Source organism: Pseudoflavonifractor sp. An184 (assembly GCF_002160305.1).
Lineage (GTDB): Bacteria > Bacillota > Clostridia > Oscillospirales > Oscillospiraceae > Lawsonibacter > Lawsonibacter pullicola.
In genome coordinates this window covers 21656-37370 of record NZ_NFKI01000014.1, presented here as the reverse complement: position 1 = coordinate 37370, position 15715 = coordinate 21656, and the positions used below count along the sequence as shown (strand labels likewise).

Sequence of the window (15715 nt, the reverse complement as noted above, 5' to 3'; positions counted from 1 at the left end):
AGAGCAATTTGCTGACGCAAACAGCACCGCCCGCAAAGTTTTGAATATGTATCCCAGACCGTTTACTGTCTTTCGGTAGACGGTCTTTTTGTTTTTACACACCAATATTTTAGGAGGTCGTGCACCATGCCCAAACAGAAAATCATCCCGGAGCTGGAAGCTGAAATTGCCGCCAAGGAACGTCAACTTGCCCAGCTCCAGCACAAACAGCAGCAGCTGGAAAACCGCCGCAGCTACTATGAGAAAGGCGACCGCCGCAAGCGGGCGCACCGCCTCATCACCCGCGGCGCGGCCATCGAAAGCGTAGAGCCGCTGGCAAAGGTTTTGAGTGAAACCGAATTTTACGCCTTTGCGGAAAAAGCGTTTGCTCTGCCGGAGGTCAAAAGTCTGCTCATGTCCGCCGTCAACGCCCACAACGCCGCCGGGCAGAAAGGAAAGGGATAATCTATCGCGCTATATCATTTTCATGTGACGCAGATCAAGCGCAGCGCTGGGCAGTCAGTTGTGGCGTCCGCCGCCTACCGTTCCGGCGAAAAGCTGCACAGCGAGTATTACGGTGAGGACAGCGACTACACCCGCAAGGGCGGCGTGGTCTGTTCCGAAATCCTGCTGCCGCCCCATGCCCCGCCGGAGTATGCAGACCGGGAAACCCTCTGGAACGCCGTAGAGAAAGCCGAGCGTGGGAAGAAAGCCCAGCTTGCATACAGTTTTGACATTGCCTTGCAGAACGAATTCTCTATGCAGGAGAACATCGCCCTTGCAAGGCAGTTTTTGTTGGAGCAGTTTGTGAACCGGGGCATGGTGGTGGATTTTGCCGTACACCAGCCGGACAGGGAGGACAGCGGCATCCAGAACCCGCATTTCCATGTGCTGTGCCCCATCCGGCCCATCTTGCCGGATGGAAGCTGGGGCGGCAAGCAGCGCCGGGAATATGTGCTGGACGAGCACGGCGAGCGTATCCGGGACGAGGCTGGAAACTATGTGTTCAACGCTGTGCCCACCACCGACTGGGGCAGCCCCGACACCTTGGAGCATTGGCGGCAGGCATGGGCGGAGTTGTGCAACGCCAAATTTGCGGAGAAAGGTTTGGATTGCCGCATCGACTACCGCAGCTATGAGCGGCAGGGCGTGGAGCAGTTACCCACCGTCCATGAGGGGCCCACCGTCAAGGCAATGGAGCAAAAGGGCATCCGTACCGACAAGTGTGACCTCAACCGCTGGATCAGGAAAACCAACGCCATGCTGCGGGAGGCAAAGCAGAAAATCGCGTCCCTGCTCGGCTGGCTGAAAGATGTCAAAACCGAGATTTCCGCGCCCCAGCCGCCTACATTGGTGGAACTGCTATCCGCCTACTATGACACCCGCAATCAGGGCGCATACAGCGGCAAGGCCAAAATCGGGAATTTGAAAAAGTTTTCGGAAACCGTCAGCTATCTGGAATCCAAGCAGCTCCGCACCACCGAGGATTTGGAAGCACTGCTGAACTCCATGCAGGAACAGATTGACGCGCTGAAAAAATCCGCCTCCGGGAAGCAGGCCCGCATCAAAGAATTGGACGAGCTGCTCCGCATGGCGGACTACTACCAGCAGGGCAAGCCCGTTGCCGACAAGCTGAAAAACATCCGTTTTGATACTTTCCGGCAGAAGTACAAGGCAGAGCATGAAAATGTGCTGCGGACATTTTACATGGCCGAGCGCAAGCTGAAAAATCAGTGGGTGGACGGGAAACTCCCCGTCCATGCGTGGCGGAAGGAGAAATCCAAGCTGGAAACCGAGTATCAGGCGTTACAACAAAAGATAGCTCCCCTGTACGCCGACACAAAAAAGCTCTGGGCCGTCCATTACAGCATCTATCAGGTGCAGCATGAGCAGGAGCGCCAAAACGCCGTTACACGGCAGAAAAAACAGGAAATCGAACACTAAATCGTACACATTTTCAGGAGGCAGTTATGGACAGCAAATTGAAAATCCCACCCGAAATCATAAACAACCAGGACACCCCGGAAGAATACCATTTTTCCAACCCCAGTGACCTGACGAAGCGCAATTTCTGGATCGGAGAGGATGGTCACATTCATGTGAAAAATCTCTCGGCGTTCTGGTTGCCGGAGTTCACCTTGCAGAAGGAGATCGGCGGCACGGTTTACACCGTCACAGGCAGCTATGACGGCACCGAGCCGCTGAACCGGAAGATGGAGCGCATCATGGCCGAAAAGTTTACAGAAAAGATGGAGGATAGCGAATGACAAATATCCGGAATCTTGGTACAATAGAAGCAGCCAATCCTGTACTGGCAGTTGCCCCTTTGAAGGAGGACGCAGAAATGCAGCGGGCAACTGAAAAAATCACGGCTCTCTATTGCCGTCTATCCGTGGAAGACATGAAGGATGACAAGAACGGCGGCAAGGGGGATGTATCGAACTCCATCCAGAATCAAAAAATGATCCTGCTCCAGTACGCAAAAGAGCATCGCTTCCCCAACCCGACTTTCTTTGTGGACGATGGGTACAGCGGCACCAACTACGACCGCCCCGGCTTTCAGGCCATGCTGGCCGAAATTGAGGCAGGAAAAGTGGCCGTCTGCTGCACCAAAGACCTATCCAGGCTGGGTAGAAATTCATCGCTGACCGGGCTGTATATCAACTTCACTTTCCCGAAGTATGGAGTGCGGTATATCGCCATCAACGACCACTTTGACACCATCGACCCCAACAGCACCGACAACGATGTGGCAGGTATCAAGAACTGGTTCAACGAGTTTTTTGCAAAAGATACCAGCCGCAAAATCCGTGCGGTGCAGAAGGCAAAGGGCGAGCGCGGCGTACCGCTGACCACCAATGTCCCGTTTGGATATCTCAAAGACCCGAATGACAGGACAAAGTGGATTGTGGACGAAGCGGCAGCACAGGTGGTCAAGCGTATTTTCCGACTTTGCATGGAAGGGCGCGGGCCGATGCAGATCGCAAAGCTCTTGCAGGAGGAAAAGGTGCTCAACCCCACCGCCTACAAGCGCAGGGCGGGCATCAAGACCCCCAGCCCGGAGACTTCTGATCCCTATCACTGGAACACCAACACCGTTGTCCACATTCTGGAACGGCGGGAATATACCGGCTGTACGGTCAACTTCAAGACCTACACCAATTCCATTTGGGACAAGAAGCAGCGGGACACGCCTCTGGAAAAGCAGGCAGTTTTCTATGGCACCCACCCGGCGATCATCGAGCAGGAAGTCTTTGACAAGGTTCAGGAAATCCGCCAGCAGCGGCACCGCAGGACGAAAACCGGCAAAAGCAGCTTGTTTTCCGGCATGGTCTACTGTGCCGACTGCGGCGCAAAGATGCGGTACTGCACCACCAATTACTTTGAGAAACGGCAAGATCACTTTGTCTGCGCCAACTACCGCAGCAATACGGGAAGCTGTTCAGCGCACTTCATCCGGGCGGTTGTGCTGGAAGAGCTGGTCTGGATGCACATGAAAGCGGTCATCTTCTATGTGACCCGGTATGAGAAGCATTTCCGGGACGCGATGGAACACCGGCTCCGGCTGGCCAGCGAGGAAAAAATCTGCGCCAGCATCAAGCGTCTGGAACAAGCGCAGCGGCGCATGGGCGAGCTTGACCGGCTGTTCATCCGCATCTATGAGGACAATGTGGCCGGGAAGATCACGGACGAGCGTTTTTCTATGATGAGCCAGTCTTACGAGGACGAGCAGACGCAGCTCAAGGCGGAAATCCAGACTTTACAGCAGGATATTGAAGTACAGGAACGACAGATTGAAAACTTGGAGCAGTTCATCCAGCGGGTACACAAGTACGCGGATTTGCAGGAGCTGACCCCTTACGCGCTGCGGGAGCTTGTGAAGGCAATTTACATTGAAGCGCCGGACAAGAGCAGCGGCAAACGGCGGCAGAATATCCGCATTTCCTATGACCTTGTGGGATTTATCCCCGTGGACGAGCTGATGAAACAGGAAACGGCATGACCGAAGCCATGCCGTTCCTGCGAAAACCGATATTGCTTTCTTATGACCCCCGACCGTGTACCGGGCGGAGTTTTTTTGCTATGATAATGTCTGTTGAATCAGCCGTACAGTTTCTCTTACAACCGCCGAAACCGGCGGTATGGTTTTTGACCCAAGACAGAAGGAGCGCCCTATGAAACACCCGGACATTCTCAAACAACTCACACTGGAGCAAAAAGTCGCCCTCCTCTCGGGGAAGGACGTGTGGAGCACCTACGCCTTTCCCCAGGCGGGGGTGCCCTCCATGGTGATGTCCGACGGCCCCCACGGCCTGCGGCGGCAGCTGGGCCGGGGGGACCATCTGGGCCAGCGGCCCAGCCAGCCCGCCACCTGCTTCCCCACCGCCGCCTGCCTGGCGGGGAGCTGGGACCCGGCGCTGCTGGAGGAGGTGGGCCGCGCCCTGGGCCGGGAGGCCGCCGCCCAGGGGGTGCACATGCTCCTGGGGCCGGGGATGAATCTGAAGCGCAGCCCCCTGGGGGGCCGGAACTTTGAGTACTTCTCTGAGGACCCCTATCTGTCCGGCAAGCTCTCCGCCGCCCTGGTGCGGGGCGTCCAGTCCCAGGGGGCGGCCGCCTGCGTCAAGCACTTCGCCGCCAACAGCCAGGAGCTGCTGCGCATGACCAGCGACAGCGTGGTGGACGAGCGCACATTCAGGGAGCTGTACCTCACCGGGTTTGAGATCGCCGTGAAGGAGGGCCGCCCCCTGGGGGTCATGTCCTCCTACAACCGGGTGAACGGCGCTTACGCCAACGAAAATCCCCACCTGCTCACCGAAATTCTCCGGGAGGAGTGGGGGTTCACAGGCATGGTGGTCACCGACTGGGGTGCCTGCAACCGCCAGGTGGACGGCCTGAAAGCGGGGAGCAACCTGGAGATGCCCGGCACCCAGGGGGACAGCGACCGGGAGGTGCTGACGGCCCTGGACCGGGGGGAGATTTCCCTGGACGTGATCGACCGGCGGGTGGACGAGCTGCTGGACGTGGCGCTGGCCACCAACAAGGCCGCCCGAACCGCCCCCAAGCACTTTGACGAGGGGGCCCACCACGCCCTGGCCCGCCGGGCGGCGGCGGAGAGCGCGGTGCTGCTGAAAAATGAAGGCGGGTTTCTCCCCCTGGCCCCCGGGACCCGGGTGGCGGTGCTGGGGGACCTGGCCCTGGAGCCCCGGTATCAGGGGGCCGGTTCCTCCCTGGTCCGCCCCACCCGGCTGGACCGGCCCCTGGACTGCCTGAAGGAGAGCGGCCTCGACGTCATCGGCCACGCCAAGGCCTACCGCCGGAACGGCCAGCCCTCGGAGCGCCTGGAGCGGGAGGCGGCGGAGCTGGCCCGCCGGGCGGAGGCGGTCCTCCTCTTCCTGGGCATCCCCGAGTGCTTTGAGAGCGAGGGGCTGGACCGGGACCACCTGGCCCTGCCGGACAACCAGGTCCGCGCCCTGGAGGCGGTGGCCCAGGCCAACCCCAACGTGGCCGTGGTGCTGGCGGGAGGCGGCGCGCTGGAGCTCCCCTGGCTGGGCCGGTGCAAGGCCCTGCTCCACGGCTATCTGGGGGGCCAGGCGGGGGCGGGGGCCGCCGCCGACCTGCTCACCGGGAAGGTGGACCCCTCCGGCCGTCTGGCGGAGACCTTCCCCCTGGTCCTGGCCGACGCCCCCAACGCCCGGTACTTCCCCGGGCGGGAGCGGACGGCGGAGTACCGGGAGGGGCTGTTTGTGGGCTATCGGTATTACCAGACTGTTGGGAAGCCGGTGGCCTTCCCCTTCGGCTTCGGCCTGAGCTACACCACCTTCGCCTATTCGGATCTGAGCGTCCGCCGGGACGGGGTCTCCTTCACCCTCACCAACACCGGGGCACGGCCGGGGGCGGAGGTGGCCCAGGTGTACCTTACCGGCCCCAGGGACGGGGTGTTCCGCCCCGCTTTGGAGCTGAAAGGATTTCAAAAGGTAACCCTTCAGCCGGGGGAGAGCCGGCGGGTGGCCATCCCCCTGGACGAGTACGCCTTCCGGTGGTTCAACCCCAAGACCAATCAGTGGGAGGTGGAGGGGGGTGCCTACCGCATCTCCGTGGGGCCCAACGCCGGGGACCTGCCCCTGTCCGCCGCACTGGAGGTGGAGGGGACCGACCCGGGTGCGGTGTACGACAAGAAAACCCTGGCCTGCTACTTCTCCGGCCAGGTGGAGGACGTGCCGGACGGGGCCTTCCAGGCCCTGCTGGACCGCCCCATCCCGGAGGCCAAATGGGACCGGAGCGCCCCCCTCACCCTGGAGGACAGCTTTTACCAGCTGTCCTACGCCAGGGGGCGGGCGGCCCGGCTTGCCAACTGGGTGCTGGGCCGCATGGCCCGGCGGAAGGCCAGACTGGGGGAGCCCGACCCGGTGTCCCTGTTTATCCGCAACATGCCCTTCCGGGGGCTGGTGAAGCTGTCCAACGGGCTGGCGGACACGAAATTTGCCCTGGCGGCGCTGGACATGGCCAACGGCCACGGGTTCCGGGGATTTTTCCGGGCCCTGTCCGCCTTTGTCTCCGCCCGGCTGGAGCACCGGCGGAGAAGGAAGCGCCTGGGGCTGTGAGTCTCACTCCACCTGGTACAGCCGCCCGGAATAGGGCGGGAGGGTGATGCGGAGGCCGCCACGCTCCGCCCTGAGGGCCTCCGGCTCCCCCTGGGCGCCGCCCCCGAAGGCGGCGCTGTCGCTGTCCATCAGCGGCCGGAGCCGGGCGGCTTCGTTCATGGCAAGGGCGAGGTCCTGCTCCCGGTCCAGGAAGTTGAACGCCGCCAGCAGCCGCTGGCCGCCCCCCTCCCGCAGGAAGGCGAACAGGCCGTCCTCCCCCCGCCGGAGCCAGGTGAAGAATCCCTCCCCCTCGTCCCGCCACAGGGCGGGGGCGTTGAGGTACAGGTGATTCAGCGCCCTGTGGAAGGCCAGGAACCCTCCATGGAGGGGGTAGTCCAACAAATTCCAGTCCTGCTCCCGGCCCTCGTCCCACTCCCGGAAGTGGCCCAGCTCGTTGCCCATGAAGTTCAGCTTCTTCCCCGGGTGGGCGAACATATAGAGGTATAGGGCCCGGGCCTGGGGAAATTTCCCCTCGTAGTCCCCGTACATCTTCTGCAAAATGGTGGCCTTGCCGTGGACCACCTCGTCGTGGGACAGGGGGAGCAGATAGCGCTCGTTGGCAAAGTAGTCCATGGAGAAGGTGAGCTTCCCCCCTTGAGAGGCCCGCTCCTCCGGCGGGGCCTGGAAGTAGGAGAGGGTGTCGTGCATCCACCCCAGATCCCACTTCAGGTCAAAGCCCAGGCCGCCCTCCTCCGCCGGGCGGGTGACCCCGGGGTAGGCGGAGGAGTCCTCGGCCACCAGCAGGGCGCGGGGGCAGCACTCCTTCAGCCCCCGGTTCATCGCCCGGAGGAACTGGAGACCCCCCTGATTCTCCCCCCGGGCGGGCTCCCCGTTCCAGTAGATGAGGTTGCGCACCGCGTCCACCCGCAGGCCGTCGAAGTGGTACTCCTCCAGCCAGAAGCGGGCGGCGGAGTTGAGGAAGCTGCGCACCTCCCCCCGGGAGTGCATGAAGCTGCAGCTGCCCCAGGCGCTGTTCCCCACGTCGGGGCTGGGGTACTGGTACAGGGCGGTGCCGTCGTAGTTCCACAGGCCGTAGTCGTCCACGGCGAAGTGGGCGGGGACAAAGTCCAGCAGGACGGCCAGCCCCGCCTGGTGACACTGGTCCACCAGGTATTTCAGGCCGTCCGGGGTGCCGTACCGGGAGGTGGGGCTGAAAAAGCCGGTGATCTGATACCCCCAGGAGGAGTCGCTGGGGTGCTCGGCCAGGGGGAGGAACTCCAGGGCGTTGTACCCCAGTGCCTTGACATAAGAAATCAGCGGCTCGGCCAGCTCCCGGTAGGTGTACCAGCCGCCGTCCGGCTTCCGCCGCCAGGAGCCCAGGTGGAGCTCGTAGATGTTCAGGGGGCCCTCCCGCCAGTTTTTGGGGCGGCTCCGCCAGCCCTGGTCCCGGAAGGAGTAGGCGGACTGGTCCCACAGAATGGAGGCGCTGTTGGGGCGCAGCTCCATATAGAAGCCGTAGGGGTCGCAGTGGTCCAGGCGCCGGCCGCCCCGGGTGTAGATGCGGTACTTGTACAGCATGCCCGCCCGGGCCCCGGGGACGGAGCACTCCCAGAAGTTCCCGTCGTGGACCCGCTCCATGGGGAGCTCCTCCCAGCCGCTGAACGCCCCGATGAGGGAGATCTTCTCCGCCGACGGGGCAAAGGTGCGGAACACCGCCCCCTCTCTTGTCAGGTGTCCCCCCAGGTATTCATATGCGTCAAAGGACGCGCCGGTATAAAAGGCATGGAACTCCATGGCGTACCTCCCATGTCAAAGGGTGAGATGGATCGCTTTCACCATACCAGACCCGCCGCCGGATTGGCCAGCGGCGATTTCCTACAAACGTCGGTTATCCGACTCTTTTGCAGAAGAGTCGGCAGAAGGAGGCAGAATTTTGGACCTGCGTGTGAAAAAAACGGAAGGAAGCATCCGGCAGGCCTTTCTGGACCTGCGGCGGCAGAAGCCCCTGGAGAAGATCACGGTGAAGGAGCTGTGCCAGAGGGCGGAGATCCACAAGTCCACCTTTTACAGCCACTACGAGGACCTGTACGCCCTGTCCGACGCCCTGGAGACCCAGGTGGTGGAGCAGGTGATCTTCGGCCTGCGCCACCCGGAGTACGTCTTTGAGCGGCCCGCCCAGTTCACCCGGGAGCTGTTTCAGGGCTATTGGACCCAGGACGAGCGGATTCAGATCCTGTTCTCCGGCAGCCGGTCGGGGCGGATGGTGGAGAAGGTGGAGGAGAGCGTCAAGCAGCTGGTATTCCGTCAGCACCCGGAGTATGCCCGGAATCCGGACATGCACATCTTTCTCAGCTACACGGTCTACGGGGGCTACCACGCCTACATCCGCAGCCGGGACCTCCCCCGGGAGCAGGTGGTGGAGCTCATCAGCCAGCTTTCAGAGCGTGGGAAGGAGCTGCTGGACCAGCAGGCGGGCCGCTCCGCCCCCCTTGCGCCGGAGGAGCGCGGGTGATACAATAAAACCCAAAGAGGTGGTATGCGTGAAGCGCTGTATTGCCCTGACTGGAATCGCGGCGGAGATCAAATAACAGTCAGGAGGTTTTTTGATGGCGATTCCAGAGAAGGAAATTTATCCCCGCACCGGGGACCGGCAGACCATTTACCTGAGGCCGGTGATTACAGATCCCAATATTTCCGTGGGAGATTACACCATGTACAACGATTTTGTCCACGACCCCACGGAATTTCAGACCAACAACGTACTCTACCACTACCCCGTCAACGGGGACAGGCTGACCATCGGGAAGTTCTGCTCCATCGCCTGCGGGGCAAAGTTTCTCTTTACCAGCGCCAACCACACCCTGCGCTCCCTGTCCACCTACCCCTTTCCCCTGTTTTTTGAGGAGTGGGGGCTGGAGAAGTCCCGCGTCACCGACGCCTGGGACAACCGGGGGGACATCACGGTGGGAAACGACGTATGGATCGGCTATGAGGCGGTGATCCTGTCCGGCGTCACCATCGGGGACGGGGCTGTCATCGGCGCCCGGGCGGTGGTCACCCGGGACGTGCCCCCCTACACCATCGTGGGCGGCGTGCCCGCCAAACCCATCCGCCCCCGGTTCGATCCGGAGACCACCGCCGCTCTGCTGGAGCTGCGCTGGTGGGACTGGCCCCGGGAGCGCATCCGGCGCAATCTGCCCGCCATCCAGGCCGGGCGGCTGGACCGGCTCCAATAGGGCCCCCGGGTTTCCCGGCACTTTGGATACATAAAAATGCGCCCCTTCCGGCAAACTAGGCCGGAAGGGGTGTTTTGTATGGAACAAGGCGGAAAGCTGCGCTATGCCCTGTCCGGGGCGGCGGCGGGGCTGACCAACGGATTTTTCGGGGGCGGGGGCGGCTCGGTGCTGGTGCCCCTGCTCACCCGGGTGTGCGGCCTGAGCCAGCGGCAGGCCTTCGCCACCTCGGTGGCGGTGATCCTCCCCCTGTGTGTGCTGTCGGCGGCCATCTACCTGTTCCGGGGCGGCCTGGACATCATGGCCGCCCTCCCCTACCTCATCGGGGGCGCCGCAGGGGGCTGGCTGGGGGGAAAGTGGTTCCGGGGGATGAACATGCCCTGGCTGAGGCGGCTGTTCGGCCTGCTGCTCCTCTACGGGGGCGTACGGTGTTTCCTCCCATGAGCGAGTGGCTGTTCCCCCTGCTGGCGGGGGCGGTCACCGGGGTGCTGTCCGGCTTCGGCGTGGGGGGCGGCACCCTGCTGCTGGTGTATATGACCGTCTTTGCCGGGCTGGACCAGCACCTGGCCCAGGGCATCAACCTGCTCTACTTCCTCCCCGCCGGCCTGATGGCCCTGCCCGCCCATTTAAAAAACGGCTACGTGGTCAAGCCGGTGCTCCTGCCCGCCATCGGGGCGGGGCTGGCGCTGGCCGCTCTGGCCGCCTGGGCGGCCACCGCCCTGGATGTGGAGGTCCTGCGCAAGTGCTTTGGGGCGTTCCTGATTATTGCAGGCGCCATGGAGCTCTTTGGAAAAGCCAGAGCATAAGGGCCTGTGTTCCCGGCCCTTGGGAACACAGGCCCTTTTCCCGCTCAGACTGCCTCCGGCTTGCGCAGGCGCCGCTCGGCCTCCAGGATGTGCTCATAGTTCTCGATCTTCTGATTCAGCCGGTCCAGGGACGCCTGCATATCCGCCATGCGGTCCACCAGCTGGTCCCGCTGCTCCACCAAAATGGCCTTCCGGGCGTCCGCCGTGTCGTCCCCCTGGCGGAACAGGGTCACGTACTCGATGAGGGCCTCGATCTGGACCCCCGCCTTGCGCATGCACTTCATCATCTCAATCCAGCCGCAGGACTCCTCGTCGTAGTCCCGGATACCGCTCTTGCTCCGGGGCACGGGCGGGATCAGGCCGATGCGCTCGTAGTAGCGCAGGGTGTCGGCGGAAATATCAAATTTCTGGCTGACTTCCGCGATGGTCATAACCACATCTCCTCCATCCATTCTGCCGCGCGTCCCTCCGCGCCGCTTCTGGCTCTATCCTAAACCCTGGACCCCGCTCCAAGTCAAGATCAATTTTTCCCCCTCCGGCCCCCGCCCGCATAGAATGGAGGGAAAGGAGCGGATGAATATGGACCCGCTGATCCGGCGGAGGATCTATAACCTCCTGTGCATCAAGAGCATCGTCACTCTGGCCCTCACCGGCCTGTTTGTCTTTCTGGCGGTCACCGGCCAGGTGAGCGCCCGGGATTTTATCACCATTTTCTCCATCGTCATCGCCTTCTATTTCGGCACCCAGAGCCAAAATCCCGGAGACGACGTGCCGCCCGCCGGGAAGACATGATCCGCCTCCCGCCCCGTTTTTCCCGGGGCGGGAGCATTTCTCTGCGTTTTCATCTTTCTTTTTGACGGAAAATCGTGTATGATAGAGACAGACCGAGAGAGCCGCGCCCCTCCTTCGGAGCGGCTCCCATCGGATGTTCTGTTCAAAGGAGGCCGGCGCATATGGATGCTGCCAATGTACACAACAAATTGATCCTGGCCGTGGTCCAGGAGGATGACTATGACGCCACGGTGAGCGAACTGAACCAGAACGGATTTTTCGTCACCATGCTCAGCTCCACCGGCGGCTTTTGGAAGAAGAAGAACATCACCATCATGCTGGGCGTGGAGGAGTCCCGCCTTCCCCAGGCCATGGACATTTTGAAGCGGTGCGCGGGCAAGCGGAAGCAGACCGTCTACTCCAGCGTGTCCATGCCCGCCGCCGGCCAGTACGCCGCGGCCATGCCCTCCATCCCCATGAATATGGAGTTCGGCGGCGTGACCGTGTTCGTCCTGGATCTGGAGCGGCTGGAGAAGTTCTGATTCCATAGATTCTCTCCCCTTCCGGAGGCGCTGCGCGCCTCCGGAATTTTTTGTTCCCGCGGGCTTTTTCATTTTTTCGAAGGCTCCGCAAAATTTTACAGGGTAATTTTGAAAAATCAGTAGGAAATCAGCATCTTTTGTGCTATAATAAGCATATAGTTATATTTATAATAAGCTCTAAGCTATAAAATAGCTGCGGCTGACCGGTGCAAAGGAGGACTGATCTATGAATGAAGCTCTGCTGTTGATGGGCTGTGTGATCTTGCTGTGTACGCTGATGGGGCGGTATCTGGACCGTCTGGCCGTCCCGTCCCTGCTGATCTTTATCGCCCTTGGGATGTGCTTTGGAGAAAACGGCCTGCTCCGAATTCCCTTTGACGACTATGACGCCGCCAACGTGATCTGCTCGGCCAGCCTGATTTTCATTATGTTCTACGGCGGCTTCGGCACCAACCTGAACGCCGCCCGGCCGGTGGTGGTCCAGTCGGTGGTGCTGTCCACCCTGGGAGTGGCCGGGACCGCCGGAGCGGTGGCCGCCTTTGCCCACCTGGTCCTGGGGCTGCCCTGGGTGGAGAGCTTTCTCATCGGCTCGGTGATCTCCTCCACCGACGCGGCCTCAGTGTTCAACATCCTGCGCTCCAAGAAGCTGGCCTTGAAGTACCACACCGACTCCCTGCTGGAGATCGAGTCTGGCTCCAACGACCCAATCTCCTACATGCTTACCACCGTGGCGGTTGGCATCATGGGAGGACAGGACGTGTTTATCCCCCTGCTCCTGGTGCAGCAGATCGCCATCGGCGCACTGGGCGGCCTGCTCCTGGGCAAGCTGGCCATCTGGAGCCTGCGCCGGGGGATGTTCCCCTCGGAGCAGAGCCAGACCATCTTTGTCTTTGCGGTGGTCATCCTCTCCTACGCCCTGCCCACCGTGCTGGGGGGCAACGGCTATCTGAGCTCCTACCTGTGCGGCATTTACATGGGCAGCACCAAGCTGCCCCAGAAGCGCAACCTGGTCCACTTCTTCGACGTGGTCACCGACGTGGCCCAGGTGCTCATCTTCTTCCTGCTGGGCCTGCTGGTGACCCCGGTGGAGCTGCCCTCGGTGCTGCTGCCCGCCCTGGCCATCATGGTGTTTCTCACCTTCCTGGCCCGGCCCGCGGTGGTCTCGGTCCTGATGCTGCCCTTCCGCCCCTCCCTGGCTCAGGTGGGGGTGGTGTCCTGGGCCGGGCTCCGGGGCGTGGCCTCCATCGTGTTCGCCATTATGGCGGTCCTCCAGGGGGCGGAGACCCGCTACAACCTGTTCAACCTGGTGTTCTGCATTGTCCTGCTGTCCATCTCCCTCCAGGGCAGCCTGCTCCCCCGCGTCTCCGCCAAGCTGCACATGATCGACCACACCGCCGACGTAAGCAAGACCTTCAACGACTACCAGGAGGAGAGCGACATCGACTTCATCAAAATCCACCTGGACAAAAATCATCCCTGGAACGGCAAGACCCTGAAGGAGCTCCCCCTCCCCTCCGACCTGCTGGTGGTTATGATCGCCCGGAGGGAGGAGACCATCGTCCCCAACGGCAGCACGGTGCTGCTGCCCGGCGACCTGCTGGTGCTGGCCGCCCGGGCCTTTGAGGACCGGGAAAACCTGTTCCTCCAGGAGATCGTGGTGGAAAAGGGCCACAAGTGGGTGGGCCGTTCCCTGCGGCAGATCCCCACCCGGAGCGACACCCTCATCGTCATGATCAAGCGCGGAAACGAGACCATCATCCCCGGCGGCTCCACCATCCTCCAGGCGGGGGACACCCTGGTCATCGCCCAGTCCTCCGCCGCCCCCGCTCCGGTCTCCGCCTGACCGGACCGTCCCCGCTTTTCCGCACCCGGGAAACTTCTGTCCGCAAAACGGAAGCTCCCGGGTGCTTTTTGTGCAAAGTGCGCCCTTTCACCGCCCATTTTTCTATGTTTTTTAGGGCTTCAAAAGGGTTGCGAAACAGGATGGCTTGATGTATCTTAATTAGTGCTCTTAAAAATGTAAATTTTTTGTTAAACAAATACCCACGGCTCCCTTTCAGCCGGCGCGGCCGCGCCGCTCTGGACCGCCCCGCGGGCGATTTTGGAAAGGATGGTCAACGTATGCTCCGCACCAAGGCGCACCACCAGCTGGACATGTGTCACGGCTCTCTGGCCGATAAGATTCTGCTGTTCGCCCTTCCCCTGATGGCCTCCAGCATGCTGCAGCTTCTGTTCAACGCCGCCGACGTCATCGTGGTGGGGCAGTTCGCCGGTCAGGCGTCTCTGGCCGCCGTGGGCTCCACCACCTCCCTCATCAACCTGCTCATCGCCCTGTTTGTGGGCCTGTCCGTGGGCGCCAACGTGGTGGTGGCCCGAAACCTGGGAGGGCAGCGGCCCAAAATCGTCAGCCGGGCCGTCCATACCGCCATCTTCCTGGCCCTGGTGAGCGGCGTGTTCCTGGGCGTCTTCGGCTTCATCATGGCCCATCAGCTGCTGGTGTGGATGTCCTCCCCGGCGGACGTCATCGATCTGTCCACCATCTATCTGCGCATCTACTTCCTGGGCATGCCCGCCACCCTGGCCTACAACTTCGGCGCGGCCATTCTCCGGGCCCAAGGGGACACCAAGCGCCCCCTCTACTACCTCATTGTGGCCGGCATCGTCAATGTGATCCTGAACCTGTTCACGGTGCTGGTGCTCCACATGGACGTGGCCGGCGTAGCCTCGGCCACCACCATCTCCCAGTACATCTCCGCCGGTCTGATCCTGCGCTGCCTGTCCAAGGAGGAGGGTCCCCTGCGCCTGAATCTGAAAAAGCTGAAGATGGACAAGGTGATTCTGGGCCACATTCTTCAGATCGGCCTGCCCGCGGGATTTCAGGGCATCGTGTTCTCCCTGTCCAACGTGCTGATCCAGTCCTCCATCAACTCCTTCGGCTCCACCGTGATGGCCGGGTCCGCCGCCGCCAACAACATCGAAAACTTTGTCTATCAGGCCATGAACGCCTTCTACCAGACCAATCTGACCTTCACCGGGCAGAACTACGGCGCCGGGGATTGCAAGCGGGTGGACAAGAGCCTGTTCTACTGCCAGGGCTTTGTGATCCTCACCGGGCTGATCCTGGGCAACCTGGCCTACTTCTTCGGCCACCCCCTGGTGAGCATCTACAACTCCGACGAGGCGGTCATCCAGCAGGGCATCATCCGCCTGGGCTATATCGCCCGGACCTACGCCCTGTGCGGCATCATGGACACCATGGTGGGCAGCCTGCGCGGCCTGGGCTACTCCATTGTGCCCATGGTGGTCTCCCTGATCGGGGCATGCGGCCTGCGGATCGTGTGGATCTTCACCATCTTCCAGATGGACCGCACCCCGGAGAACCTGTACATCTCCTACCCCATCTCCTGGATCGTCACCGGGGCGGTACACATCCTCTACTTCCTGTATGTGCGCCGGAAGGCCTTCGCCCTGATCAAGACCGACTCCCACGTGGCGGCCGAGGGCCGGCATCCCGCCGCCAAGGTCTGATTCCTCAACACAGCAGAGCGCGGAGAGGCAATAGCCTCTCCGCGCTCTGCTTGTCAAAAAAGCCCTCCTGCAAGGAGTTCCGTCGTCCGCAGACGACGGAATAAGATCAAATCTCGTCATTTTCGAGGACATGTGCCTCGGAAATGACACCTCTCACGAAATTTTGACCGACAATTTCGCAAGAAATCGAGGTTGAAATTTCGTGCAGCCCTATTCGAAAAAGTGGCTTTGCCACTTTTTCGACAGTCTGAGCGCGGAGAGGCGATAGCCTCTCC

Annotated in this window: 15 protein-coding genes; 13 read left to right on the top strand and 2 right to left on the bottom strand. The window is 61.6% G+C overall.

The genetic code is table 11. The features are described 5' to 3' along the window. Positions 1-126: 126 nt before the first annotated feature. From B5F19_RS06770 to B5F19_RS06750, 5 genes are all read left to right on the top strand, one after another. Complete coding sequence (locus B5F19_RS06770) at positions 127-444, top strand: DUF3847 domain-containing protein (protein ID WP_087289236.1); 318 nt, start codon at positions 127-129, stop codon at positions 442-444. A 3-nt stretch (positions 445-447) separates the two neighbouring features. Beyond that, the gene (mobQ, locus tag B5F19_RS06765; RefSeq protein ID WP_087289234.1) at positions 448-1923 is read left to right on the top strand and encodes a MobQ family relaxase; all 1476 of its coding nucleotides are present in this window, start codon (positions 448-450) and stop codon (positions 1921-1923) included. A gap of 26 nt (positions 1924-1949) precedes the next feature. Beyond that, entirely contained in the window at positions 1950-2246 is a 297-nt protein-coding gene (locus B5F19_RS06760) for a hypothetical protein (protein ID WP_087289232.1), read from the top strand. A gap of 77 nt (positions 2247-2323) precedes the next feature. After that, the gene (locus B5F19_RS06755) at positions 2324-3982 is read left to right on the top strand and encodes a recombinase family protein (RefSeq protein WP_087289230.1); all 1659 of its coding nucleotides are present in this window, start codon (positions 2324-2326) and stop codon (positions 3980-3982) included. A 172-nt stretch (positions 3983-4154) separates the two neighbouring features. Further along, on the top strand, positions 4155-6581 hold the full coding sequence (locus B5F19_RS06750; RefSeq protein WP_087289228.1) for a glycoside hydrolase family 3 C-terminal domain-containing protein: 2427 nt from the start codon (positions 4155-4157) through the stop codon (positions 6579-6581). A gap of 3 nt (positions 6582-6584) precedes the next feature. On the opposite strand, the gene glgB is transcribed toward B5F19_RS06750, so the two are convergent. Then, positions 6585-8354, bottom strand: a complete 1770-nt coding sequence (gene glgB / locus B5F19_RS06745; protein WP_087289226.1) for a 1,4-alpha-glucan branching protein GlgB — start codon at positions 8352-8354, stop codon at positions 6585-6587. 139 nt (positions 8355-8493) lie between these two features. Between glgB and B5F19_RS06740 the strand changes: the two genes are divergently transcribed. From B5F19_RS06740 to B5F19_RS06725, 4 genes are all read left to right on the top strand, one after another. Next, positions 8494-9072 (top strand): transcriptional regulator, encoded by a 579-nt coding sequence (locus B5F19_RS06740; protein WP_087289224.1) that lies wholly within the window; start codon positions 8494-8496, stop codon positions 9070-9072. A 94-nt stretch (positions 9073-9166) separates the two neighbouring features. Then, the gene (locus B5F19_RS06735; RefSeq protein ID WP_087289223.1) at positions 9167-9796 is read left to right on the top strand and encodes a CatB-related O-acetyltransferase; all 630 of its coding nucleotides are present in this window, start codon (positions 9167-9169) and stop codon (positions 9794-9796) included. 78 nt (positions 9797-9874) lie between these two features. After that, on the top strand, positions 9875-10237 hold the full coding sequence (locus tag B5F19_RS06730) for a TSUP family transporter (protein WP_087289221.1): 363 nt from the start codon (positions 9875-9877) through the stop codon (positions 10235-10237). Further along, positions 10234-10599, top strand: a complete 366-nt coding sequence (locus tag B5F19_RS06725) for a sulfite exporter TauE/SafE family protein (protein WP_087289220.1) — start codon at positions 10234-10236, stop codon at positions 10597-10599. Before B5F19_RS06730 ends, B5F19_RS06725 begins: the two co-directional genes overlap by 4 nt. Positions 10600-10643: 44 nt before the next feature. On the opposite strand, the gene B5F19_RS06720 is transcribed toward B5F19_RS06725, so the two are convergent. Further along, entirely contained in the window at positions 10644-11030 is a 387-nt protein-coding gene (locus B5F19_RS06720; protein ID WP_087289218.1) for a MerR family transcriptional regulator, read from the bottom strand. Positions 11031-11178: 148 nt separating this feature from the next. Between B5F19_RS06720 and B5F19_RS06715 the strand changes: the two genes are divergently transcribed. The 4 genes from B5F19_RS06715 to B5F19_RS06700 all read left to right on the top strand — a co-directional run bounded on the left by B5F19_RS06715 (position 11179) and on the right by B5F19_RS06700 (position 15440). Beyond that, positions 11179-11391 (top strand): hypothetical protein, encoded by a 213-nt coding sequence (locus tag B5F19_RS06715; RefSeq protein WP_087289281.1) that lies wholly within the window; start codon positions 11179-11181, stop codon positions 11389-11391. Positions 11392-11552: 161 nt separating this feature from the next. Continuing rightward, a complete protein-coding gene (locus B5F19_RS06710) occupies positions 11553-11912 on the top strand; it encodes a cyclic-di-AMP receptor (RefSeq protein WP_087289216.1) in 360 nt (119 codons plus the stop codon). 226 nt (positions 11913-12138) lie between these two features. Further along, positions 12139-13755, top strand: a complete 1617-nt coding sequence (locus B5F19_RS06705; RefSeq protein WP_087289214.1) for a potassium/proton antiporter — start codon at positions 12139-12141, stop codon at positions 13753-13755. 278 nt (positions 13756-14033) lie between these two features. Next, positions 14034-15440 (top strand): MATE family efflux transporter, encoded by a 1407-nt coding sequence (locus tag B5F19_RS06700; RefSeq protein ID WP_087289212.1) that lies wholly within the window; start codon positions 14034-14036, stop codon positions 15438-15440. Positions 15441-15715 lie beyond the last annotated feature (275 nt).

What these genes read in the sequence shown, in the direction of transcription:
- B5F19_RS06770 (WP_087289236.1), top strand. Translation starts at nt 127, where the DNA reads ATGCCCAAACAGAAAATCATCCCGGAGCTGGAAGCTGAAATTGCCGCC.
- B5F19_RS06760 (WP_087289232.1), top strand. Translation starts at nt 1,950, where the DNA reads ATGGACAGCAAATTGAAAATCCCACCCGAAATCATAAACAACCAGGAC.
- B5F19_RS06755 (WP_087289230.1), top strand. Translation starts at nt 2,324, where the DNA reads ATGCAGCGGGCAACTGAAAAAATCACGGCTCTCTATTGCCGTCTATCC.
- B5F19_RS06750 (WP_087289228.1), top strand. Translation starts at nt 4,155, where the DNA reads ATGAAACACCCGGACATTCTCAAACAACTCACACTGGAGCAAAAAGTC.
- glgB (WP_087289226.1), bottom strand. Translation starts at nt 8,354, where the DNA reads ATGGAGTTCCATGCCTTTTATACCGGCGCGTCCTTTGACGCATATGAA.
- B5F19_RS06735 (WP_087289223.1), top strand. Translation starts at nt 9,167, where the DNA reads ATGGCGATTCCAGAGAAGGAAATTTATCCCCGCACCGGGGACCGGCAG.
- B5F19_RS06730 (WP_087289221.1), top strand. Translation starts at nt 9,875, where the DNA reads ATGGAACAAGGCGGAAAGCTGCGCTATGCCCTGTCCGGGGCGGCGGCG.
- B5F19_RS06725 (WP_087289220.1), top strand. Translation starts at nt 10,234, where the DNA reads ATGAGCGAGTGGCTGTTCCCCCTGCTGGCGGGGGCGGTCACCGGGGTG.
- B5F19_RS06720 (WP_087289218.1), bottom strand. Translation starts at nt 11,030, where the DNA reads ATGACCATCGCGGAAGTCAGCCAGAAATTTGATATTTCCGCCGACACC.
- B5F19_RS06715 (WP_087289281.1), top strand. Translation starts at nt 11,179, where the DNA reads ATGGACCCGCTGATCCGGCGGAGGATCTATAACCTCCTGTGCATCAAG.
- B5F19_RS06710 (WP_087289216.1), top strand. Translation starts at nt 11,553, where the DNA reads ATGGATGCTGCCAATGTACACAACAAATTGATCCTGGCCGTGGTCCAG.
- B5F19_RS06705 (WP_087289214.1), top strand. Translation starts at nt 12,139, where the DNA reads ATGAATGAAGCTCTGCTGTTGATGGGCTGTGTGATCTTGCTGTGTACG.
- B5F19_RS06700 (WP_087289212.1), top strand. Translation starts at nt 14,034, where the DNA reads ATGCTCCGCACCAAGGCGCACCACCAGCTGGACATGTGTCACGGCTCT.